18 protein-coding genes and 1 pseudogene are annotated in these 21,670 nt (G+C 61.3%); 7 read left to right on the top strand and 12 right to left on the bottom strand.

What is annotated here, in order from left to right; all coding sequences use genetic code 11:
* Window positions 1-36: 36 nt before the first annotated feature.
* Window positions 37-1,356: an alanine racemase gene (locus tag NKJ94_RS13425; RefSeq protein ID WP_352525567.1), complete on the bottom strand. Its 1,320-nt coding sequence runs from the start codon at window positions 1,354-1,356 to the stop codon at window positions 37-39.
* Window positions 1,357-1,436: 80 nt separating this feature from the next.
* Between NKJ94_RS13425 and NKJ94_RS13420 the strand changes: the two genes are divergently transcribed.
* On the top strand, window positions 1,437-2,378 hold the full coding sequence (locus NKJ94_RS13420) for an amidohydrolase family protein (RefSeq protein ID WP_352525566.1): 942 nt from the start codon (window positions 1,437-1,439) through the stop codon (window positions 2,376-2,378).
* Here the strand turns inward: NKJ94_RS13420 and NKJ94_RS13415 are convergent.
* The 4 genes from NKJ94_RS13415 to NKJ94_RS13400 are packed head-to-tail and all read right to left on the bottom strand — an operon-like array spanning window position 2,352 to window position 6,862.
* Window positions 2,352-3,323: an ABC transporter permease gene (locus tag NKJ94_RS13415; RefSeq protein WP_352525565.1), complete on the bottom strand. Its 972-nt coding sequence runs from the start codon at window positions 3,321-3,323 to the stop codon at window positions 2,352-2,354. The genes NKJ94_RS13420 and NKJ94_RS13415 overlap by 27 nt on opposite strands.
* On the bottom strand, window positions 3,320-4,285 hold the full coding sequence (locus NKJ94_RS13410; RefSeq protein WP_352525564.1) for an ABC transporter permease: 966 nt from the start codon (window positions 4,283-4,285) through the stop codon (window positions 3,320-3,322). The genes NKJ94_RS13415 and NKJ94_RS13410 overlap by 4 nt, the downstream gene beginning before the upstream one ends.
* Complete coding sequence (locus NKJ94_RS13405; RefSeq protein ID WP_352525563.1) at window positions 4,282-5,790, bottom strand: sugar ABC transporter ATP-binding protein; 1,509 nt, start codon at window positions 5,788-5,790, stop codon at window positions 4,282-4,284. Before NKJ94_RS13405 ends, NKJ94_RS13410 begins: the two co-directional genes overlap by 4 nt.
* A 19-nt stretch (window positions 5,791-5,809) precedes the next feature.
* Entirely contained in the window at window positions 5,810-6,862 is a 1,053-nt protein-coding gene (locus NKJ94_RS13400; RefSeq protein ID WP_352525562.1) for an ABC transporter substrate-binding protein, read from the bottom strand.
* A gap of 241 nt (window positions 6,863-7,103) precedes the next feature.
* On the opposite strand from NKJ94_RS13400, the gene NKJ94_RS13395 reads away from it, so the two are divergent.
* Window positions 7,104-7,904, top strand: coding sequence for an IclR family transcriptional regulator (locus tag NKJ94_RS13395; RefSeq protein WP_352525560.1), 801 nt, complete (start codon window positions 7,104-7,106; stop codon window positions 7,902-7,904).
* Between the two features lie 511 nt (window positions 7,905-8,415).
* Here NKJ94_RS13395 and NKJ94_RS13390 read toward each other — a convergent pair.
* Both NKJ94_RS13390 and NKJ94_RS13385 read right to left on the bottom strand, forming a co-directional pair.
* A complete protein-coding gene (locus NKJ94_RS13390) occupies window positions 8,416-8,802 on the bottom strand; it encodes a type II toxin-antitoxin system VapC family toxin (RefSeq protein ID WP_352525559.1) in 387 nt (128 codons plus the stop codon).
* Window positions 8,799-9,044 (bottom strand): type II toxin-antitoxin system Phd/YefM family antitoxin, encoded by a 246-nt coding sequence (locus tag NKJ94_RS13385; protein WP_352525556.1) that lies wholly within the window; start codon window positions 9,042-9,044, stop codon window positions 8,799-8,801. Before NKJ94_RS13385 ends, NKJ94_RS13390 begins: the two co-directional genes overlap by 4 nt.
* A 629-nt stretch (window positions 9,045-9,673) precedes the next feature.
* Here NKJ94_RS13385 and NKJ94_RS13380 point away from each other — a divergent pair.
* The 3 genes from NKJ94_RS13380 to NKJ94_RS13370 are packed head-to-tail and all read left to right on the top strand — an operon-like array spanning window position 9,674 to window position 11,609.
* Window positions 9,674-10,312, top strand: coding sequence for a hypothetical protein (locus NKJ94_RS13380; protein ID WP_352525555.1), 639 nt, complete (start codon window positions 9,674-9,676; stop codon window positions 10,310-10,312).
* Window positions 10,309-10,704: a phage holin family protein gene (locus NKJ94_RS13375; protein WP_352525554.1), complete on the top strand. Its 396-nt coding sequence runs from the start codon at window positions 10,309-10,311 to the stop codon at window positions 10,702-10,704. Before NKJ94_RS13380 ends, NKJ94_RS13375 begins: the two co-directional genes overlap by 4 nt.
* Window positions 10,701-11,609 (top strand): hypothetical protein, encoded by a 909-nt coding sequence (locus tag NKJ94_RS13370; protein ID WP_352525553.1) that lies wholly within the window; start codon window positions 10,701-10,703, stop codon window positions 11,607-11,609. The genes NKJ94_RS13375 and NKJ94_RS13370 overlap by 4 nt, the downstream gene beginning before the upstream one ends.
* Before the next feature lie 340 nt (window positions 11,610-11,949).
* On the opposite strand, the pseudogene NKJ94_RS13365 reads toward NKJ94_RS13370, so the two are convergent.
* The 5 genes and pseudogenes from NKJ94_RS13365 to NKJ94_RS13345 all read right to left on the bottom strand — a co-directional run.
* Window positions 11,950-12,153: pseudogene (locus NKJ94_RS13365) on the bottom strand (glycine zipper domain-containing protein); the annotation flags it as partial.
* A gap of 683 nt (window positions 12,154-12,836) precedes the next feature.
* Window positions 12,837-14,279: a hypothetical protein gene (locus NKJ94_RS13360; RefSeq protein ID WP_352525552.1), complete on the bottom strand. Its 1,443-nt coding sequence runs from the start codon at window positions 14,277-14,279 to the stop codon at window positions 12,837-12,839.
* Window positions 14,280-14,288: 9 nt separating this feature from the next.
* Window positions 14,289-16,055: a hypothetical protein gene (locus NKJ94_RS13355; RefSeq protein ID WP_352525550.1), complete on the bottom strand. Its 1,767-nt coding sequence runs from the start codon at window positions 16,053-16,055 to the stop codon at window positions 14,289-14,291.
* 329 nt (window positions 16,056-16,384) lie between these two features.
* Complete coding sequence (locus NKJ94_RS13350; protein WP_352525549.1) at window positions 16,385-16,840, bottom strand: hypothetical protein; 456 nt, start codon at window positions 16,838-16,840, stop codon at window positions 16,385-16,387.
* Between the two features lie 470 nt (window positions 16,841-17,310).
* Complete coding sequence (locus NKJ94_RS13345) at window positions 17,311-20,139, bottom strand: AfsR/SARP family transcriptional regulator (RefSeq protein ID WP_352525548.1); 2,829 nt, start codon at window positions 20,137-20,139, stop codon at window positions 17,311-17,313.
* Between the two features lie 481 nt (window positions 20,140-20,620).
* Here NKJ94_RS13345 and NKJ94_RS13340 point away from each other — a divergent pair, with 481 nt between their 5' ends.
* Together NKJ94_RS13340 and NKJ94_RS13335 are read left to right on the top strand one after the other, a co-directional pair.
* The gene (locus tag NKJ94_RS13340; protein ID WP_352525546.1) at window positions 20,621-21,115 is read left to right on the top strand and encodes a hypothetical protein; all 495 of its coding nucleotides are present in this window, start codon (window positions 20,621-20,623) and stop codon (window positions 21,113-21,115) included.
* Window positions 21,116-21,253: 138 nt separating this feature from the next.
* The gene (locus NKJ94_RS13335) at window positions 21,254-21,586 is read left to right on the top strand and encodes a hypothetical protein (RefSeq protein WP_352525544.1); all 333 of its coding nucleotides are present in this window, start codon (window positions 21,254-21,256) and stop codon (window positions 21,584-21,586) included.
* The last annotated feature ends 84 nt before the right edge of the window (window positions 21,587-21,670 follow it).

Raw genomic sequence — 21,670 nt, 5'->3', positions numbered from 1 at the left:
GAGGTTCTCTTTGTTGGAAGTGGCCGCGATATCTGGTCAGCCGAAATAGGTAGGAAAGGCGTGGCGGACATACCCGGCCGCGTCGGCGCCGAAGATCACGCGATAGCGATCGAGGCAGGTGCAGGGGTGCGAGATGCCGAATTCAACGACGTCACCAACGGCAATATCGTCGCCCGACGCAATTGTCAGGAAGGCGTGCTGGTCGTTGAGCTTGAAGACCTCGGCACGCGCTTTCGGCAGCTGCTTGCCGGCACGAAAGATGGTCACGACCGTCGGAAAGCCCTGGTCGAACGACACGTCGCGCATGCCCATACCGCAAATAGCAAGGCCGGGCTCCGGCCGCGACAGTACCTCGGCCCACAGGCGCAAAGCCGGATGGAACGAATTTCGTGCGGAAGCACTGACGCCGCCGATCGCAAAACCGTCGCGGGCATCGAGTGCGCCGAGCGACCTGTCGTAGACGCCATGGTCGTGAAAGAAGATGGCGCCGCTGCGCAGCACCAATGTGGCATTGCCGTCCCTGGAAACGAGGGGCGAAAGCGCTGCGACCACCTTGTCGAAGTACACCGAGCCGCCGGCGGTGACGATCAGCGGGGTGTCGCCGCCGACGCGGGCGCGGAGCCGCAGGAACATATCGGCTGTCATTGCCAACAGGGCGGATATCGCCTCATCGGTGCGGCCAGGATCGGCTTGCGCCGCGGCACCTTCGTAGGTTGCGACGCCGGCGATCAGCAGCCGCCCGCCGGCTGCTACAACCGCGTCGGCGATCGCCTCGGCTTCGCCGGTGGTCCGGGCGCCTGCCCTCCCCGCACCAAGTTCGACGAGCACGCGCAATGGCGGCAGCGTCGCATTGGCGCGCCAAGCTTCAGCAAGCGCATTCACGGCGTCGAAAGAGTCGGCAAAAACGTAGAACTCGGCGCTTGGCCAGGCGCCGACAAGGACAGCAAGTCGGTTCGCACCACCTGGTCCGCCGACCTCATTGGCGATGATCAGCCGAGAGAGCCCGGCTCTGAGCATCACTGTGGCCTGCCTTATGTCGGCGACGGTCGTGCCCCATGCTCCGGCCTCGATCAGGGACCGGGCAAGGTCAGGCGCCATCGGGGTCTTGGCATGCGGGGCGATCACGGCGCCCTGTTCTCGCGCATACCCCAGGAACAGATCACGATTGGCGATGAAGGCCTCCTCGTCGAGGGTCAACACCGGCAACGACATACGTCCATGCGCTGGATGCCAGCGCTCAGATGCGACAAGGCTGCTGTCCAGCCCGAGGGTGCCAGGCGGCACGCCGCGGATACGATCGTCGAGCAGGAAATTTTCACGGGTCGCGAGCGACAGTACGGGTGAGTTTTCGGTCATCCGATGCTAGTCCTTTCGCTTTCGCAGGATGAAGTCCGGATCGATTTTCGATGCCGGCCACCACACCATGAGAGAGATGCGTGCCAAAGCGTTACTCCGGACCGATCATCGATGCCCACCATCACCTTTGGGATCTCGGCCTCGGCCGCCATCCCTGGCTCACGCCCACGGCTGGCGAACGCGGCGGTCTGGGCGAGCTTGGCCCCTTGCGGCGAAACTACCTTCCTGAAGATTATTTGCGCGACGCCGGCCAGCACAATGTCGTCGCCACCGTCCATGTTGAAGCCGGTTGGGCCGGGGATGACTGCGCCGGTGAAACGCGGTGGCTTGAAACCCTCGACAAGTCGCGCGGCGTGGCCGCCCGTTATGTCGTTCACGTACCACTGGCGAACCGCCAAGCGCCGACGCTGGTCGAGGCGCAGGCGGCATTCGACCGTGTCGTCGGCATACGCGACATACTGAGCTGGGATCCGGATCCCGCCCGTCGTTTTGCCCCCCGTGACGGCATCATGGACGATCCGGCCTGGCGTGCCGGCCTGTCCCTGCTTAGGCGCCACCGGCTGGTTTTCGACCTGATGGTGTTTCCGCGCCAGCTCACCGGCGCGGCGCACCTCGCAGCGGCCTTTCCGGACCAGCTCTTTGTTCTCAACCATTGCGGCAGCCCGATCGATCGCGATGCGGACGGGATGCGGGTGTGGCGCGAAGGGCTGCGGCTTTTGTCGGAGCGCGAGAACGTCGCCATCAAGATATCGGATCTGGTCGCCTACGATCATGATTGGACGCTCGACAGCCTAAGGTCGGTTGTCATGCATTGCATCGACTGTTTCGGTACCCGGCGCGCGATGTTCGGCAGCGACTTTCCGGTCGCCGGCCTGCATGCATCGTTCGATGCGGTGTATGACAGCTTCAAGGCCATTGCAGGAGAGCTTTCCGCGGACGAGCAGACGGCACTGTTCTACGGCAATGCACGGCGCATTTATCGGCTGGACGATATGTCATCGGCGGGCCTGCTCTCTGCCTGAGAGAAGCAGCAGCCCTAGGATCAGCGACCCGAACAGGATACTGCGCCAGCCGGGCGATGCGTTGACGACGGTGATCAGCGCCGTGATCGTAACCAGCAGGATGGCGCCGGGGATGGTGCCGGCATAGGTGCCGAGCCCGCCGAGGATCGAGGTGCCGCCAAGCACCACGGCGGCAATCGAGGCGAGCAGATAAGGATCGCCGATACCGACATAGCCTTGTCCGTTCATGCCGAGGACCAACACACCGGCAAGTCCCGAACAGAAGCCGCTGATGCCGTAGACCGCGAGCGTGGTCGAGGCGACGGGAACCCCGGACAGCGCCGCGGCGAGCGGATTGGCGCCCATTGCGAATATCCGGGCGCCAAGGGATGTCGCATGCATCGTGGTCAGAACGATAACTGAAATGACCACCCACAAAAGCACGCCTGCCGGAATACCGACCGGCCGCGCATTGCCGAGCCAGCGGACCAGCGGGTTCTCGGCGGTCACGGCACTGCCGCCGGCGATGATGATCAGCAGACCTTGCAGGAATGTCGCCATCGCCAGTGTCATGATCATCGGATGAACGCGCAACAGCGCCACGCCCAGCCCGTTCACCAGGCCGATTGCGGTCGTCAGCGTGAGAACTGCAAGAACGGCGGTGAGCCCTGTCGGATCCGCCTGCCACGAAAGCAGCGGCAGGCTGACAGCGCTAACAGTGACGATCGCCGCGACGGAAAGGTCGATGCCGCCGGCAATCACCACGAAAGTTTGGCCCGCCGCAACCAGGCCGATCACCGCGCCCAATTCAACCAAATAGCGCAAATGCCCATAAGCGCCGAAGCCAGGTGAAGCGAAGCTCGCCGCGATCCACACCGCCGCAACTATAGCGATCGTAAGGAAGGGCCGGCTGCGCAGAATCGTCAGCGCGCGCCTGCCGCTCACGCTCTCTTTCCGTGCTGTCATTGCTGCACCTTGCGGAATTGCGGGATGGCGACCGCGCCGATGATGATGAGGCCCTGGGCGACATATTGGGCGACCGGCGTGAAGCCGAGGAAGAACATGACACTGATCATCAGGCTGAGCAGCAGGCTGCCCGCAAGAGCGCCGCGCATGGTACCCTGGCCGCCAAGGAAACCGATGCCGCCGAGCACTGCGGCGGCAATGGAATTCAGCGTGAACGCCGTGCCGATGACTGGATCGCCCGAACCCGTTTGCGCGGCGACGAACAGGCCGGCGCCTGTGCAAAGCAGGCCGCTAATCGCGTAGGCGGCGATTCGGGCACCGTCGACCGGCACGCTGGAGCGGTAGGCGCCGACGGGATTTTCGCCTGCAGCATAGATGCTCAAACCAAGCGGCGTGGCGAGATAGAGTTTCCACAGAAGCACGATGAGTACCAGCAGCACGAATGCCGCCGGCGTGTTGCCGGCAAGCAGGTCCGACAGCCACTCGGGTATGGCGCCGCCCGGCCTCGGCAGGATGAGCAGCGCAGCGCCGCCGACAATAAAGGAGCCAGCGAGCGTCACCACAATCGCTGGCAACCGAAGTTTCACGACGATGAACCCGATCGCGGCACCGATGCCGAGACCGGTCAGCGCCACCGCTGCGGCACCGCCGGCTACGCCCAGCGGTCCGGTCATCGTCGTCGCAGCGATCACCGCGCCCAGGCTGACCATTGCACCGATGGCCAGGCTTATGCCGCCGGTGAGCATGAGGATCGCCTGGGCCATGGCGACCAGCGCCAGCGGAAACCAGCTCTGGGTGAATTTGGCGAAACCGGACGCTGTCAAGAGGCCGGGAAACAGGAAACCGTAGGCAATGACGAACGCCAGGACCACAGCGAACAGGCTGCGCACGCCGACATTGCGGCGCAGCTGAACCGGCCAGTAGAGTGCGCCGGCTTGGCTTGAGGATGCAACCGTGCTCATGCCGCAACTTTCTGCTGTTCGGCGCCCATTGCGGCGGAAACTATGGCTTCCTCGCTCAGTGCGTCGCGCTCGAGCATGGCCACGATGCGGCCTTCGCGGACCACGGCGACACGGTCGCAAAGGTGCACCAGTTCGGGTGTGTCGGAACTGAGCAGCACGATCGCCTTGCCGGCGGCGGCGAGTTTGCGAAGCATCATGTAGATCTCACGCTTGGTCTCGACATCGACACCGCGCGTCGGGTCGTTGAGGAGAAGCACAAGCGGATCGTGTGGCATCCATTTCGCCAGCGCGACCTTCTGCTGGTTGCCACCTGAGAGTGCCTGCGCCGGGCGGTCGAGGTCGCCCTTGATGGCAAGCTGGGCGGCGAGGCCCCTTGCCATATCGCGCTCGGCACGCCGGCTGCGCAGCTTCAGCGCCGGCAGCCTTGCGAAGGCGGGCAGCATCATATTGGTGATGATGGGATGGATCAGGTGCAGGCCTTCGCGCTTGCGGTCAGCCGGGACATAAGCGAGGCCGAGCGCATTGGCTTTGGGCACGCCGCCGGGCAAACCCGGAACACCGTTTACCGTCGCGGATACCGTCCTGGCGGGGATCGCGCCGTAGAGGCCAAGCAGCAGATCTTCCTGCCCCTGCCCGACCAGGCCGCCAATGCCAAGCACCTCGCCCGTCCTGATGTCGAGATCGACGTCGCGCATCAGGCCGGCCGAAAAATTACGAACCGAGATGGCGTCGGCCGGCGATGGCGAAGGCCGCCATCGTGGAAAGAGATCGCCGGGGTCGCGGCCGACCATCAGCCGTACCAGCCCGGCGGCATCGGTTCCTTCCAGCGAGCAGTCCGCCGTGCAGGTCCCGTCCTTGAGCACGGTGACATGCTGGCACAGCGTCATCACCTCGTTCAGTCGGTGTGAGATATAGAGAATAGCGATGCCCTCGCCCCGAAGCCTCTCCAGCAGGTCGGTGAGGATTTTTGTCTCAGTTGCCGATAGCGATGAGGTGGGTTCGTCGAGAATGAGCACGCGCGGCCGGCGGTAAAGCGCCTTGGCGATCTCCACCATCTGCCGGCGGCCGAGCGACAGGTGCCCCACCGGCGTAGATAGCGGTTCGTAAAGCCCGACAAGATCGCATGCGGCCCTGGCCCGGACGGCAAGCTCGTTGTAGTCGATCAAGCCGAACCGCTTGGGATAGGCGCCGAGCCCGATGTTTTCGGCAATGGACAGGCTGGCTGTCAGGCTGAGTTCCTGCTGGACAACGGCGATCCCGGACTGTCGCGCATTAGCGGGGGTCATGCGCGAGACCGGGCGCCCATCGACCTCGATCGCCCCGCCGTCCGGGCGCAAGGCGCCGGACAAAAGGTTGATCAGTGTCGACTTACCTGCGCCGTTCTCGCCCAGCAGCGCATGCACGCGGCCCGGCTGGAGAGCGATGGAAACGTTGCGCAGAACGGGGTTGCCGAAGAAGGACTTCGACACCCCCCGCGCGGCGAGAAGCGGAGCCGTGGTTGTCAATGCTACAACCCTTCAGGGCTTATTTCTGGGCTAGCAGCTTCTTGAATAGATCCTCATCGTACGGCGAATAGATGTAACCGTCAGCCGGGAAATCCTTCGCCCGGGCGAGGTATTCGTCGATGTTGGAATTGTCGATCACCGGCAGCGGGATCTTGACGAAAGCCGGCACATCCTCGCCCTCCAGTGCATGGACGGCGGTGTAGGTGGCGAAGGCGCCGAGCCAGTTCGGCTGCATCGTCGCCCAGCTCTTCAGGCCCTTTTCCTTCCACAGTTCGAGAAACTGGCGCGCATTCTCGCCGGTGATCGGCACCTGGTCGCGGCCCTGCTTGTCGAGCGCGAGCACGGCGCCCGCCGACAACGCGCCGCCCAGCGACAGGATGCCGTCGATTTCGGGGTTGGCGAAAAGCAGGCTGGTGACGGCCTCCTGGGCGGGCGCGACATTGTAGGGCGTGTTCGTCTCGGCAAGCACCTTCACATCGGGATGGGCCTTAAGCTCGGCATCGGCGCCTTTGCGCCGGTCGTCGCTGACCGAAACGCCGGCTGGGCCATTGAGGATGAGGATCTTGCCCTTGCCGCCGATGGCGTCGATCAGGAACTTGGCCGCCTGATCGCCCCACTGTGAGGAATCGGTGTTGACCTTGGCGGTCACCTGGTCGGTATCGACGAGGCTGTCGAAGTTGATGATGGCGATGCCCTTGGCGCAGGCGTCCGCCAGCACGCGCGCCGGCGCGGTCGACGAACCAGCGATCAAGATGATGGCATCGACATCGGAATCGATCATCGACTGGATCTGCTGAATCTGGACGTTGGCGTCACCCTGGGCATCGGTCACGACGAGCTTGTCGACCAAGCCTTGCTTCTTCAAAGTCTCGACTTCGGCTTCGATCGTGCCCTGTGTCTGCTTCATCCAGGTCGGCACTGAATAGATATTGGCCCAGCCGATCGTATATGGCGCTTTGCGATCGCCCTTGATGCATTTAGCGGCGGCGTTGGCCTGCGAACCGGCGCCGAGGCTAAGGAGAAGACCGAGGCAAAGGGCACTGGCGGACGCGAAAAACGATGATTTCGTCATGATTGTTCCCTTCTGAAGTTATGCCTGGACGTGCGGGGTCGGGACGAGAAAACCCGCCGGTTGCCGCTTCCCGGAAACCGCCTGTTTTCTCGTCAGGACTTTCTGCGCCTGGCTCGTTATTGTCCGATATTTCAGACAATAAGCCTGTATATCGGACAAATGGGATGCTAGACTGAGCCTTGACATCTTTCAAGCGTCTTGAGACGAGGGCCGAAATGATTTTTGCGCGGGTGCGGCCTACATGAGCGATGGCGTCACTGGTCTAATTGAAACGCAAGCCGGCGCCGAGCCGCGCAATGGCGAACGGCGTCGCGGGATCGACCGCGTCATCATGCTACTCGAGGCCCTTCTGCGGCACCGAGCGCCGATGCGCGTCGGCGATATCGCCAAGATGATCGGCGCGCCGCGTTCAACCACTTATGAAATCGTCAACAGCCTGCTGGAAGCCGAAATGCTCGAGAACGTCGGAACGGAAGGCTATGTCTATTTCGGAAAGGCGATGCATCTGTTCGGCTGGGCCTACTCACATCATAATGCCCATTACCGGCGCATCATCGAAACCCTGGACAGACTAGCCGCGGAGACGGGCGAGACCGTCCAACTGTGCGGCCTGCGGGGGAACAAATATGTCGTCCTTGATTGCCGGGACTCGCCTGGCCCGTTCCGGATTTCAAGCGATGTCGGAGTCGAGGTGCCGATCCCGTGGACGGCGTCCGGAAGACTGCTGCTCGGCCATATGAGCGAGCAGGAAATACGGGACTTCATTCCGCCTGGCGACTACACGCTTCCCGACGGCCGCGTCATTGCGCCAGCTGAGTTCTTCGGCGATGTCGCTCTTGCGCGCCAGCAAGGTTTCAGCGAGACGGCTGCTCTGGCCGACCGCTTCACGTGGTGCATGGCCGCGCCCATCCGCGACGGTAACGGGGCCATCAACAAGACTCTTTGCTTCGTGTTGCCCGTCGACACGCCGGAAGCGCGGCGCAGCGAATTGCTTGCCCTGCTATGCGAGCGCGCCACTGGGTTGTCGTTGGCGGGAAGCTAGTAAAAAATCGGCGCGCGAAGGTCCAGGATAGGCTCCGTTCGTTCACCAAGCCAAGGCTCAGCTACGCTGTTGCGGCGGCGGACCCGAATTCCCGTCTAGGCCGGCACCTATCTCCCGCCCTCCTCCCTCTCCCGATGGGTGCCGGCTATCTTCAGCGCGAGGCGGATTGCGCTTGTGTAGCCTACAGGCCCAGGGTCAGAGACAACTGGACAACAGGCGTGTCTTGCTCACGGACATCAATCGCTACGGGGTGTTGCTCCAGCCTTTGCACCTGATCTTTCGCTAAATTCGAGCAAGGCTCGAACCTGTACGGTTTTCACACTCCTCATGGTGAACCCACCGCCGGCGTGCGGGCCTTCGAATGTCGGCGCATCGACGATCTTGCTTTCGAGATAGCCGTCGTTGCTGCGGCAAGGCCCTTCTGACCCGCCGGGTAACTCCAGCAGCCGACCGCAGGCGACGGCACGATCAATCCGTATCGCCCCGCGCGCGCTCTGAGGGCGCAGGTTCGTTAAAGACTGCGGATAGGCGCGGGATACTGCGCGACCAGATCGTCGACGGTCAGCAATGTAATGCCCTCCACGATCGATTGAGCAATCAGAATCCGATCGAAGGGGTCCTTGTGGATGGGTGGAAGCCCCTCCACGGCAATGGCATGCTCGCCGGTGATGGGCAGCTCATGATAGCCATTGTCGATCAGGCCCCGACGTAAAAGCCGCGCATCGACCGTAAAGTCAGCGCGGCCCAGACCGCGTTTGATCGCAATCTCCCACAGACTTGCGGCGCTGAACATCAGGTCGTTGTCGCGATTCTCGATCTGCGTGAGAGCGGCAGGCGGGAGCTTGTCGGGCTCGCCCGCCGCCCAGAGCAGAAGATGGGTATCGAGCAGAAGTTTCATGCGTCGCCGCCGAACAGCTTCTCGATTTCCTCACCGGCCATGTGATCAAAATCGTCCGGAACAGAAAACTGCCCGGCCATAAACCCGACGCGACGCGTTTCGCCGGCCGCAGGAGCGTCTATCGCAATGACCTTCACCATCGGCTTGCCGGATTTCGCGATGATGAAAGATTCGCCTTTGGCCGCCCTGTCGATAAGGCGTGACAGATGCGTCTTGGCCTCGTGGATATTGACGGTGTGCATTGCAGGCCCTATGACTTAGTCTATCCAACTTAGTCTATTCGTGCCTGACCTTCAAGTGGGCTCCGTAAGAAGTGCGTCCTGGCCCGTCCCTTCGAGGAGCAGCCGGTGATGGCACACTACGCCGATCCACCACCACCGCACGAGCGTGTGCACCAGACCTTCTGCGGCACGTGAGAGATTAATGTCGTAGCCGACGGCGCGGTAGCGTCTTTCCTGGCTGGGATGAACGATGCTTTCTCGCAGCCGGAGAATGGGGTCATCGGTGCCTCGGTTTGTGCACGCCTTGTTTCCGAAGGACCTGAGGTGCTGATGATCGCGCGGCCTGCGATCGACTGGTGAAGAAAAGCCGTGGCAGCTGCCACGGCTTGCCGATCACGGCCCTCGCAGAGGCATTGCGGACGGCGCGAGAAAACGTCTTTCGTGACGCCGTTTCGCAGGGGCGAAGCAGGCCTCAGAACGGTCAGGCAGCGCTTACCAAAAAAGATTCGCCGGAAGGGAACTCAGGAAGCCCAGGCAAGTTCTGTGCGAAGTGGAGGAGATTGCGCCATGAACAGTGTCATTTATCTCATCGGCCTTGTCGTCGTCGTGCTTGCGATCCTCTCCTTCCTCGGATTCCACTAGGAGACACCATGCAGCACCAAAACGATCAGGGCCGTCAGACGGCCGATTTCGAGACAGCCAAAAGCGAGCTTTCGGAAAGATTACAACGAGAAAAGCAGACCGCGACCGAGGCGCTACATGACGCTCGCGACGAGGTCACTCGGAAAGCCAGCGATTACGCTTCGGAAGCCAAGCAAGCATTGTTCGATAAGGCAGAGGGAACACAACGCGACGTGAGCGCCAACTTGAAGGCCTTTAGCGGTGCATTGCGCGCGGCAAGCGAGCATCTGGCCAATAATGATCAACGGACCGCTTCAAAGTTCGCCCTCGATGCCGCAGGCGGGCTTGAGCGGCTTTCATCCTCATTAAAGGATAAGCCGTTCGATGAGGTGCTCGGCGAAATCCAGTCCTTCGGCCGTGAAAACTCCGGGGCGCTGATCGCTGGCTCGGTATTGGCTGGCTTGGCGTTAGGACGGTTCATCAAGAGCTCGCCGCCATCTGCTTCGACCGGGACTCCGGATCAGTCGGGAGCAGGCCGGGCGTCCGAGACGGATTCGAGCTCGAATGAGTTCGGACGGCGATCGGCAGAGCCAGTTGAGCCTACGTTATCCCGCTCAGATCAGTCCGGCGATGACTGGGCCGATGCAAGTCTGGAGCAAAACCCATGACCGACAATCAGGACACTCGCAGCCTGACAACCCTTGTCGGCGATCTGGCACAGCAGGTTACAACGCTGCTTCAAACCGAAAGCAGGCTGTTGCGGGCTGAAATGTCGGAAAAGGTGAGCAAGGCCGGCGCCGGCGCGGTGGAGGTGATAGGAGGCGCCATTTGCCTGCTCGCCGCCCTGATGGTGCTTTTGCAGGCGCTGGTGATTGCCTTGGCGAGCGCCGGACTGGGAGCCGGATGGTCTTCGCTGCTGGTCGGCGTCGTGGTGGCGATACTGGGAGTCATACTCTTGCGCTCCGGCAAAGCAAGCATGGCTCCCTCCGAACTGACGCCCGACCGCACACAAGACCAACTCAAGCGCGACGCACGCGTGATCAAGGAACAGATAAGATGACCGACAAATCCGCAGCCGAGCTGGAACGCGATGCCGATATTGCCCGCGCCAAAGTGGCAGATACCGCAGACTCGATCCGCAGCAAGATGACACCGGGTCAGCTGATCGACGAATTCACCGGGATGTTCAGCGGTGAGGGATCCGCTATGCTCACCAACCTCAAGGCGCAGGTCAGGGACAATCCACTGCCGCTTACCTTGGTCGGCGCCGGCCTGGCCTGGCTGATGCTCGGCAAGGGCACGTCCGTGGACAGTTCAGCACTAGGTGTCTATCAGACCCGCAGAGGACCTGACCCCGCCAGGGATTTCTCTGACCGGCGCAGCTTGGGCGGCGAGGGATGGCAGGGCTCGAGCGGCGACGAGTACGGTGCCGAGAGCGAAGGTTCCGGAATCGGCACCACGCTCTCCGATGCCGCTGGTTCGGTTGCTTCCGTTGCAGGCGGCGCCACTAAAGCTGTGGCAGACCTTGCGGGTAACGCCAGAGAAGGAGTGAGAAGCACGGCAGGACAGCTCGGCTCAGCCGCCAGCGATGTGACCGCACGGGCGCGTCAGTCGGCGCAGGACCTGTTCCAGCGCGAACCTCTGGCGATAGCCGCGGTGGGCCTTGCGGTGGGCACCGCCATCGGCGTGATGCTGCCTCACACCGCCACGGAAGACGAGCAACTTGGCGCCTACCGTGACAAGCTTCGTGACAGTGCCGAGGACGTCTTCGAGAAGGGCCTGGAGCAGGCCAAGCAGGTCGCCGCCGAAGCCTATGAGACCGCAAAAGAAGAGGCTGACCGACAGGGCACCAGCGGCGATGCCGAGACGTTGGTCGACCGCGTCGGGGAAGTCGTAAAATCGACGGCAAGCAAAACCGAGGAAGCCATTCGCGATCGTTTGCCGGAGTCGGACGAGTCCCCCTGAACTGCACAATAGCGCCGGGGTCGGTCGTTGGCGGTGAGCCCGCTGCGATCTATGCCTCAACCGGTGTCCTTGCAGCAGATAGCGGAATTGCAACGACATCTAGACCGTTTGCCCTGACGCGGCCGGGATGCATCCTGTTGGCCGTATAGAGCACGCGCCGGTAGTGGTTGTTTCTTCGGTGAGTTCTTCGATGGCGCTCACAAAAACCCTTCATGACGATTTCCTCCTCCACGTGTTGTTGGGCTGACCGCCGGTCTGCTTTTCTTGATTGCGTTCGCGGGCGGGTCAGGCATCGTTCACGCCCTGCGAGCGTCACGGCGGGGCAAGACACGAAACGCGATCACCTGCATCGCGCCTCGAAGACTCGCCCGTTCCGATCCCGGTATCGACAGTATCCGCGGCGGTCGGCCGCCGCTCCGATCAACGTACCGGCGACGGCCCCGATTGCACCGCCAACGACCGCATTTCGCACGTCGTTCCCGCCAGCTGCTGTTCCGAGCGCGGCACCGCCAACACCACCGATTACAGCGCCTTTTTCCGCGTTGGTGCAGCCCGCAGAGCTGAGACGTCGCGCAGAGCCCTGTTCCTACAACGTGCCGAGTTGTTGAACGCAAGCACTTTAACTCCCCCGACGCGCGAAGAAATTAGCTGAAAATCCAGGGGCTGGGCTCTGCGTCTCTTTGTGAATGGCAAACAGCTCAGTGTCCCATCAGATACGCCGATGGTTTTCGAGTAGCTCGCCACGCTTTGATCTTGACGTTCACTCGAAGCGGAGTATGAAATCTAAGCGAACCGCGAAGGCCCTACTCTGATCGCGGTTGGAACTACCCGTTTCGTTCAGTTGCGGCAGCGAAGCCGGAACGGCCGATCTGATGGTTGTGGGAAAGGCGACAGCGCGCTCTCGCGACCACCTTTCCCCACTGTCCTTCGACGCCGTAAGGAACGGCATTCTCGTCAGGAGTACGGTGAGAGGCCCAGCGATTTCGACTTCAATTCCGCCGGCCCTCGATGGATCTCGAAACGCAGTAACGGTTTCGATCAAGTCACGCATCGCCTCGGAATCGCCAGCTGCAATGCCTTTGGCAAGCCCTGTTTGAAGTTGGTCTAGTTGTTGCTCGCAGCGTGCCAGCACCGCAGAGTGCAGCGCAATGACATCGGTCGCCTAGGGTACGTCGTCCCGGCTCGGCCACAACGCATTTGCCCTCTTCATTGAGCGTCGTGGATTGCTTAGACAACGGGACGTTCCGATTCCGCTGGATCATCCATCGGCGGGAGCGGCGGCAATGGAAAACAAAGCTCGCCTATTACCTGAACGCCCACGCCAAGCACACTCATCTGTTCGAGGTCGGACGTGCTGGATGTAGAGCTGGTTGGCGCCTGCATCAGGAAGGGACCCAGAAACGAGACGGCGTTTTGCATCGTCGTGCGGGCTTCGGCGGTCCACGAGCCGCTGAATTCCACGTTTCGAACCAGAAGCAGGCCCTGAGGCAGGCAATGCGCATAGGCGTCGTCGGTCGAAGCCTTGATCATGTCGCCGCGCTTCATTCCCGGTACGTACCAATCCTCCTCGTCGATGAGGTCGGGATGCCACCATCTCGTGCCGGCGATCCGCCGGCTGATGGTGAGCATGCAGTACTCGAAATGCACATGCAGTTCACTGTCCGAGGTAGTTACCTCCGTTACGACGGGGTTTCTAATGAGATCGTGAAGCTGGATTGTGGCCAATCGGTTCACGAGCGACGTGTCCAACTGCATTTGCGTGTTTGAAGCATTTGGCTGCTCTCTGGGCGGCGAGACTTGATCTGCCTGGGCTGTGAGGTGTCGCCGGGCAGCGCGAATTCGACTGAATCTTGGCAGGTTGGCGGCCAGCGCCCGGGCGTGGAGCGGCGAAGCGGTGAGACCATCCAGATGGTTCGCGCTGAACTGGCTCAGATTGACCGCGGTGCCTGCTGCATCCTGGATACCGAGAAACTCGACCGGCTGGGTAGCGTAGTCCGTGAGATGTGGCTGCGTGCGCAGCTTTCTGACCGCCTGAACCCTTGGCACGATAGCTAATTCGGCGGCAAATGCCTTGCGCCGTTCGACCGCCTCGGAAACTGCGGTGAGGTTCGAAACCCCTTCTTTTGTTAACACTCGCATCTTCCATAAGAGGGGGTTTGCCTTAATCGCGCCGGGTGTCTCGGTCGTGGTTGCGGCAGTGCGGGATATCCTTTGATCGAAGACATGCCAGGCCGTGCAGCTGGGCTCGGCGAAATCTGTCGGCTCGCAGCTGAATGGCAGCGCATCGGGATTGTCCCCGATATCTTTTCGTGCCTCGGCAACCATCGCGGCGATGCGCGCATAGGAAGGAGCGTCCACCGGAACCCCCGGTTGCGCCCATGGGATCATCGCCAAATAGGCAGACTTGGCGGTAAGACTGCCGACAGACGAGGCGGAAACGAAGGAGGCATCGGACCGTTTCAGCCATAGCGGATAGTCGTACTGGTCTTCCAGCCACTCCGACAGCCGCAGCGGATTGGTCACGCCATTTTGGACGATGCCATCGGCTAGCGCCTGCCCCGGATGAATGGCAAGCGCCAACGACGGGTCATTGTTGGGGTTGTAGGTCGCGATTAACGTGTCCACCACTTGCTGGCCAAGGATCGCGAGCTGATCGCTGTTCGTGCTCACAGGGACACCTCAGCCTTGCGGAGCAGCGGGCGCGTCGGCCGGTGTCACAGGCGCCCCGGCATTGGCGGCTGTCGCAGGGTTGGCCACGACTCCGGCGTTGAGTGCAGGGTCGTCCTTGCGCGGCGCGGCCGGCTGTATCTGGCCTACCCAGCCCACGATCTGCGAACCGAAAAGTTCAAGCGTTCCACCGTGTTCATTGCTGCTGAAGGAAAATCCCTGAGATGCATCGTGCTGGTTGCTGAATGCGCCGCTGCTGTCCGAATTGGAATGTTGGACCGATCCGCCGATACCGCACCAACCAACCTTGCCGCCATAGGAGGTGGAACTGCTTTCAGTGTGTCCGCTGGCGCTGTCGACGGCGCTCTGGAATGCGCTGCCCATGCTGCCCCAGGAATTAGCGCTAATCTTCACGTTTCGAACAATCAGAAAACCCTTCGGGATCATCGGGAGCAGCTTGGGCACGTCGCCGATCTGACCTTCGATGGTCCCGTCGCTGATCGCATTCTTCTTCTGACCGGCGAGATACCAGCCGTCCATGTGGAAAAGATCGCCAAGCAGCCATGGCCGTTCGATGCTGGCCATGAACCACTCGAACGTGACAGTTGCCGAAGAGCTGCTGTCCTGATGCGACTGCCAGGAGGACTGGTCGGCATTCCACCCGTCGTTATGGCTGGTCTCGCTATGTGATGCATTGGCGGAGGCGCCGAAACCCAGAACGCTGTAGCCGACGCTCCCCGATGTTGATGACGACTCGTTGTTGTAAAAACTGTGTCCGAAGCTGTGTTGGCCGCCGCCACCGCTCGCCTGGTACTGTTTCGATGTGGCGGTGATCTTCATCACCCCGAAGTCATCGTTGGTGTGATCCCACCAGGAGACCGGATCGATATACGACCAGGGCACCTTGATTGCCACGGCGCCACCGAGACCAACGCTATACTCGTCGTACATCTTGCGGGCCTTGGCAATCAGGGCGGCCGCGGCGCTGCCGCCGACGGACTGAAGGGTTGCAATCGCGTCGTCGATCTGTTGCCCGCCCATATCCTTGAAGTCGTTATAGGCTTGGTCGACGACGTTCTGGTATCTGGCGCTGGTGACCGGCCATGCCTGTCCCTGGATAGGATCGGACATGGCTTGGGAGTAAGCGAGCGCGAACTCGCTGCGCGCATCTGCCAGCACCTTCTGGTTGTGCCTGTAGGCGGTGTGGCGCGGCGTGTAGCCGGTAAAATTGCCGTCGGCATCCATCAGATACAATGTCTTCTGGGCATCGGCGATGCGCTTCTTGATATCGGTCGAGGGCTCAGGGATCGGTTCCGCCTGCATGCCGGCCAGGGCTGTGAAATACTCGATACTGACGGTGCGCTGAGGCCACGACACCGCAACCCCCTTGTTGGTGACCATCAACATGTCATCAACCCGCTGAGCCGTGTTGAAGGCGCTGCTGATCGCCAATTGCAGCCTGGGATCTGGTGCCGGCATTGCGGACAGCTGACCGGCCTGCGTCGCGGGCGTTCCGGCCGAAGGGGGCGCGGGTGGTGCTGAGAAGGCGCCCGTGGTGGAAACCGCGCCGTAGGCGCTGCCGCCGGCCGGCGTCCAGGGATTGGCATACATCTTCGGGTCAATCGGCTGGCCGACTGGAAGGTGCATGTAGACTGCCGAGCCAGACGGCGTGCCGTCGGGATTCACAAGCTGGGCCGCAACGGCGGTGTGTATCTGGTTCAGCGCGTCAAGCAGTGCTTGCGTGATGCCGCCGGTGACCTGAAGATCGTTACCAGGCATGAGAACTCTCCTTGTTTCGTTTGTTGCGGCGCTGGACCATGGATCGTCACGCGGACGGGGGGAAAGACCAACGTCAGGTTGCGGATGTGCAAAGCCCGCGCTCCGTCGATCCGAGAGCCCAGGCCCAAGAGCAAGTTACGTCTCGTTCGGACATCGGCCGATCAGACAATCACCAGGTCAGGAATGTCCTTGCCGGGCCCAGCCGCCTCCTTGGCTGCCGAGCATCTCCCAGCCGAAGTTTGCTGCTGTCCCTTCCGGGCACGTGTCGCTAGGGCGATGGCTTCCTGCGGACCTGTGCCTGTGACAAAAACCGTGAGTGTCTGGGCCGGTTAGGCATCGACGAGATAGTCGTGGTACAGCGAGTGGATGCTCCGGCCATTGTCGCGGGCCTGCAGAATTCTCTCCCATAGTCCGAGATGAACCTCGCCGGGAGCGCCTTGGTGGACCACTCCGTTGAGGAACCGGATATGCCGGCGAATGTTGTCGTCGAAAGAGAGGCCTGCCGTGCGAACGTCATCATCGCCAAGCTCCTCGTCGAAGCTTCCGCCCTGCAGCTCGTCCCTGACATGACCGGACACCGCTGACAGGAAGACTTCGAAGGTGACGCCTTCCGGCAGCCCGCCTGCGGTCTGCTGGACGTTGTAGAAGTCTCTGCTGATGTAATCGTCCTGATTGTTCTCGTCGAGAACGTGGTTCATGATCTGCCAGGTTCGGTCACCAGCTTCGTCGGCCGAACCCTCGAAAAGATTTAATATCCGGTATGCTCTATCCTGCCATGTAGACATGTTTTTGATCCTCATCGGGCTGCTTGCATGCGCGGTTTCGCGAGCGGGGTAGCCTCTCGAGGGGCCGGACGAAGCGGTTGTTTGGTTTCGACGGATTGACTTTCTCTGACCGCAGCTTACGGATGGCTTACAGATCGAAATTTTTTGGATCCATTCGCTCAGGAAGAAACCACAAGCGAGTGGATTGTATCGAAAGCCCGATTCCGCCGGTCTATCTTGCCCGCCCGCTCGCTGCGCGAGTAGTCCTGCACGCTGCTGGGTAGAATCCAGCATTACGCAGGCACGCTGCCCAAGCGCAGAGTTTATCGCTCCGGGGTCTCAGTGTTTCCGACCCGGATTGCTGGTTGGACAAAACCGCCCCGCACACGATCGGCCAGGGATTGCCCGTGAAATTATCGGGCCGTGCAAAGAAGAGGTTCGGAGCACGCTGGCAAGACACAGCTTACGGGTGGCTTCGGGTCTTTGGGCGTTCAGGATTTCAGATACGGGCGCACCAGCGTGCGGATCACGTGAGAGGATTTGTATTCCCCGTTCGCTCCAACCGCCCTCTCGTAACGCGAGAAGTCGTCTACAGCTGCGGCAGGATCACTGCTGGACAGACGTTCCCTGATGAGGGCTTGGTACACTCTTTCCGAATCCGGGTAGTACTCGAGTGCTCTCAGGTAGGCTTCTCGCGCCCGGAAACCTTCTCCGGCATTCTCCCAATGTCTTCCGACGTTGATCGCCAGGTCGATATAGCCGTCCCGAACCTTGTCGGCCACCGGTATCGCCCAAGACGGAAGAGAACCCGGCGACAGTGGCGGGCCGGGGAATCTCGCCAGAAGCTGTTCCTTTTCGGGGACTGTCGTATCCCCTTTCCGGGAAAGACCGCGGTTGAGACGGGTTTCCCAATCGGCAAGGTCGACCCACACCTTGTCCGGGGGCAGACTGATGCGCCCCTCCCTCTGAACTATGAAGTCGCCCTTGCCGAGCGTCTTGCGCAGGCGGTGAAGGGCTTGCTCGCACGCCGGTTTGGCTTGATCCCCGTCAAGGTCGGGCCAAAGCCAGTCATGAATGCTTTCGAGGGGACAGGTCTGGTCGCGCGCCAGGGCGAGAACCCGCAGGATGTCGAGGGCACGCGTCGGCGATTTTGATCCGAGATCGAACTGAGTTCCGTCGAGCTCGATCCTGAAGCCGCCCAGCACAAAGATCTTCAGTGGCCATGGCCATTTGGCAGGCCGTCTCATTGGCGGGACGAGACGCCGCGTCTGAATGACCGAATGGCAGAGATCCACTTCGATTCCGCGGTCAAGTGCATCGGCCAGCAATTCGGCGAGGAGATCGGGCAGGTTGAGTAGGATTGCAGACGGGTTGACGGTCCTCAGGGCTGTCATGAACTCCGTCAGTTTCTCTTCATAACCGGCTCCGCCCCTCCATTTCTCTTCAAAACCGGCAGCGGCAAGAATGCAAATCTTCACCCGTTCCCGCGGGCCACCGTCCAGCCGGTCGACGATATCTGCCAACAGCGAGGCGGCCTCAGCGGGCCTTCTGTCGGCGAGAAGAACCTGGAATTTGGTGACATAATGCGGCCAGCGCTCGACCATCGGCTCGTTCGCCTCTTCGATCGCGGTCATGAACGTGTCGCAATCCCTGTAGGCTTCGACGAAGCTGCCTTGCCGCGCATGCATGGCGGCTCGGCAATCGGCGACTACAGCCACCTGAGTTGTGAAGCGGCTGTCCGCGATTTTGCTGAGCCTCGTCACGAGATCTGCGAAGCCGGCGAAATCGTTACGCAGCTTGAGCAGCAGCTGGAGATGGTAGAGACCGCTGAACTCGACGCTTCTCAGGGCTTCCCTCTCGCCCATCTCGATTGCCTTGCGAAGGGCGTCTTCGGCCGAGGCATATGGAAACCCGCGCCTCGAGAATGAAAAATACCTTCCGCTGGCGGCGCCGAAAGAGACCAACCACATGCCGAGCACCCAAGGCGTCACCTTCGGGTCGTTCAATTCGGAAGCGACGCTGTCGACCGCCTGTTCGAAGATGTCCTGCCGCCCTGACCAGACCGCATGATCAACAAGGGCTTCACTGGCAAGCAATCTCAGGTCAACCGGAACTTCACCAGTCGGGTTCGACAGCTGTTGCAGGAGTTCGTCGGCCATCTTCACTCCTGCCTGTGCGGTCTCCTCGTCGGCCTCCCCGTAATCCACCGCGCGCAACATGCCGACACCAACCAGCATCCGCTCTCTCGGGACAAGATCGGGTTGCCTTCCGCGAAGGATGGCGGCTGCCCTTCGCGTCCACCCGTCCAGGCCCCCGTGCGTCCGCCAGCTGCTTGTCTTTACGAGCACGGCGCGGATCACGGTCAGCCACTGCCCCCGCAAATCGCCGTCCTTCTCGAACGCCTCCCAAGCCCGCGAGAACCATCGCTCGGCTGCGGCGTCGTCAGGAACATGAGCGGCCCCGATCCAGTGGAGAAGCCAGCCTTCCAGTTCTTCAGCAGGAAATCTGGTGCCCCATTCGATCAAGGTAGCCCTGCGGCCTTGGGACAGCATCGCCTCGGCGTGCTCGATAACCAACTCGCGGGCAAGCGGCCAGGCTTCTGCTTGGAGAGCCATCGATACGGCAGCGTCGACCAATCCTGCGTCGCGCAGGACCCGAGCTGCCCTTTCGCGCAGACTTGCCTGCTCTTCCGGCGGCAGCCGCGCTTCGAAGAGCCTGGACAGGTAATCGCGCAGGAGGTCGTGGAACTGGAATCCTCCGCTTCCGAGGCCTGTTCGGGTAACCAACAGCTGCATTTGGAAGAGCCGCTCCAGCACCGGGCCGCCGACTCTGGGTCCGAGCAAGGCGTCGGCAAGACCGGAATTGATTTCGGGAAGCAGATTAAGCTTCAGCAGGGTGTTCTGGTCGTCGCCTGGAACGTTCTGCAGGAACAGTCTGCCGACCACCTCCTGGAAGTTTCCCTGCCCCAGAGGCATGGCGCTCATCAACTGCGGGGCACTTGATTGGTTGGCGATCATGACCAGGCCGACCGCCCACCCCCTGGCGGCGGTGACATCGATCCCCTTCTCATGGCCTGGTTCCCTGAGGCCGACGAGGCAGCGTGCTTCGTCCTCCGAGAATTCCAGTGCGGTCTGGCCGATGACCGGCAGCTTGCCTGCGAGCGCGAGTTCGGCCACGCCCCCACCAGGCAGTGTACGCGATATGCAGATGCACCGGACCGTGTTGGGCAGTTCTCGCAGCAGGACAGCCAGAACTTCGCGGAATTCTGGTGTATCGGCACGGTGAATATCGTCAAGGACGATGACCGTGTCCGGCGCCATCTGCGCCAAGTAAGCGCGGAAGAACAGACGCGCGAATGCAGCAGCATCCTCCGCATATTCGGTTCCGAAAACAGGAAGACTGAGTTCCTGCGCCCCAGGCGACATCGCCAGATAGTAGAACAGGCGGGCGATATCCTGGTCCTCGTCATCGACGCGATACCAGACATGCGGAGCCCGCTTTTCCTGGAGGTAATCGATGACCGCGGTGGTCTTCCCGTATCCGCCAGGGGCAGCAATCCAGCACATGCCGGATTCCAGGCACCTGTCGACCAGTGCAGCAATACGCGGCCGCCGCGAGATTCCCGCGGGTCTTGGCATTGAAAGCTTTGCTATCGGGCCGCCGTGCACCGCCGCATCCAGATCCGCCAGGCTGCACTCTTATAGCAGATGATGGGCCGAGTGCGCGTCATTTCAGCATGTAAGCCAAACGTAAGCGCGGCTCCGTCACTGTCGGCATCGTTCCAACTCAAGGAGAAAACCCGTGCCGACCGCAACCGTTCAAACCATCTATTGTGTCCAGCCCGCCACCGGAACCGACTTCGCGGCCAACCAGGCGCTGGTCGACGCCATCATGGGCCTGACGCCGCGATTCATCCAGAACGACTTCGCCGGCAGCCTGCTGCAAGGGATCAAGTCACTGCCAAGCGTTCTTGGAGTGATCGACGCCATACGGGCCGATCCGGACAATCTGTTCATCACAACCGGGACTGAAGGCAATGTCGATGACGCTGTCTGGCCCTCTCCCGGAACCACCAGGGAAGTCAATGCGGACCAGTCGTTCGAACCCGGCCTCGTGCTGCCGTTCGAGTATAGCCAGAATCTCTCTCTTTGGGATGAAGACGGCCCTCTTAATGGCAATGATCCACTCGGCTCCGTCACCATGGAGAAGGAAGAACAAGGCTTGGGTCCAATCGCCAAAATCGCCCGCTCGGCGATCGAGGGGTCGGCCTACTACATCATTTACCGGGTCGACTGACCGCGCGACAGGCATCAGGTGATGTCCCGGTCGCCGACAACACCTCAGCGAGCAGAAAGCGGCGGGCTGTGACGACCTCGTAAGCCATTCGTAAGCTCGGGCAGGTGAGCATTCCATCTCGCACAAGTTGATGGAGCAATGACCATGCGTCCCTACTCTCTGAACATAAGCCGCATCAAATGTCATTCGACGAATGATTATACAGGCTCCGACGACCTTGTTGGAGTGATGGGTCCTGTTCGCTTCCCGATTGGATCCTTCACTCCGGGAAACGACTATAATCTCGACATCAACCAGGTCGTTCCAGCCGGTGAATTCTACCTCAATATTATCGAGACCGACCTTTCAGGCGATGACGAGATAGGGATGATCGACCTGTCCGCGATCATGGATTTCCAAACCGTGAAAAACGTGCAGGGCGCGGATGCCAGTTACGACATCACCATCCTTGTCCAATCCGTATCAGACTAGCTCTAGCATGCGCGATCCACACTCGAAGCGGGATCGCGCCTGCTCCGCTTTGGATGTCTGGTGCCTCCGGTGAGGTGGTGGCTT

It is taken from the genome of Mesorhizobium sp. M0060, from assembly GCF_040323155.1.
Classification (GTDB): Bacteria; Pseudomonadota; Alphaproteobacteria; order Rhizobiales; family Rhizobiaceae; genus Mesorhizobium.
The sequence above is the reverse complement of the archived record's forward strand: the minus strand, read 5'-3'. Positions and strand labels throughout refer to the sequence as shown.

What these genes read in the sequence shown, in the direction of transcription:
- NKJ94_RS13335 (WP_352525544.1), top strand. Translation starts at nt 21,254, where the DNA reads ATGACCATGCGTCCCTACTCTCTGAACATAAGCCGCATCAAATGTCAT.
- NKJ94_RS13370 (WP_352525553.1), top strand. Translation starts at nt 10,701, where the DNA reads ATGACCGACAAATCCGCAGCCGAGCTGGAACGCGATGCCGATATTGCC.
- NKJ94_RS13415 (WP_352525565.1), bottom strand. Translation starts at nt 3,323, where the DNA reads ATGACAGCACGGAAAGAGAGCGTGAGCGGCAGGCGCGCGCTGACGATT.
- NKJ94_RS13425 (WP_352525567.1), bottom strand. Translation starts at nt 1,356, where the DNA reads ATGACCGAAAACTCACCCGTACTGTCGCTCGCGACCCGTGAAAATTTC.
- NKJ94_RS13355 (WP_352525550.1), bottom strand. Translation starts at nt 16,055, where the DNA reads ATGCCTGGTAACGATCTTCAGGTCACCGGCGGCATCACGCAAGCACTG.
- NKJ94_RS13380 (WP_352525555.1), top strand. Translation starts at nt 9,674, where the DNA reads ATGCAGCACCAAAACGATCAGGGCCGTCAGACGGCCGATTTCGAGACA.
- NKJ94_RS13410 (WP_352525564.1), bottom strand. Translation starts at nt 4,285, where the DNA reads ATGAGCACGGTTGCATCCTCAAGCCAAGCCGGCGCACTCTACTGGCCG.
- NKJ94_RS13385 (WP_352525556.1), bottom strand. Translation starts at nt 9,044, where the DNA reads ATGCACACCGTCAATATCCACGAGGCCAAGACGCATCTGTCACGCCTT.
- NKJ94_RS13390 (WP_352525559.1), bottom strand. Translation starts at nt 8,802, where the DNA reads ATGAAACTTCTGCTCGATACCCATCTTCTGCTCTGGGCGGCGGGCGAG.
- NKJ94_RS13400 (WP_352525562.1), bottom strand. Translation starts at nt 6,862, where the DNA reads ATGACGAAATCATCGTTTTTCGCGTCCGCCAGTGCCCTTTGCCTCGGT.
- NKJ94_RS13345 (WP_352525548.1), bottom strand. Translation starts at nt 20,139, where the DNA reads ATGGCGCCGGACACGGTCATCGTCCTTGACGATATTCACCGTGCCGAT.
- NKJ94_RS13350 (WP_352525549.1), bottom strand. Translation starts at nt 16,840, where the DNA reads ATGTCTACATGGCAGGATAGAGCATACCGGATATTAAATCTTTTCGAG.
- NKJ94_RS13375 (WP_352525554.1), top strand. Translation starts at nt 10,309, where the DNA reads ATGACCGACAATCAGGACACTCGCAGCCTGACAACCCTTGTCGGCGAT.
- NKJ94_RS13395 (WP_352525560.1), top strand. Translation starts at nt 7,104, where the DNA reads ATGAGCGATGGCGTCACTGGTCTAATTGAAACGCAAGCCGGCGCCGAG.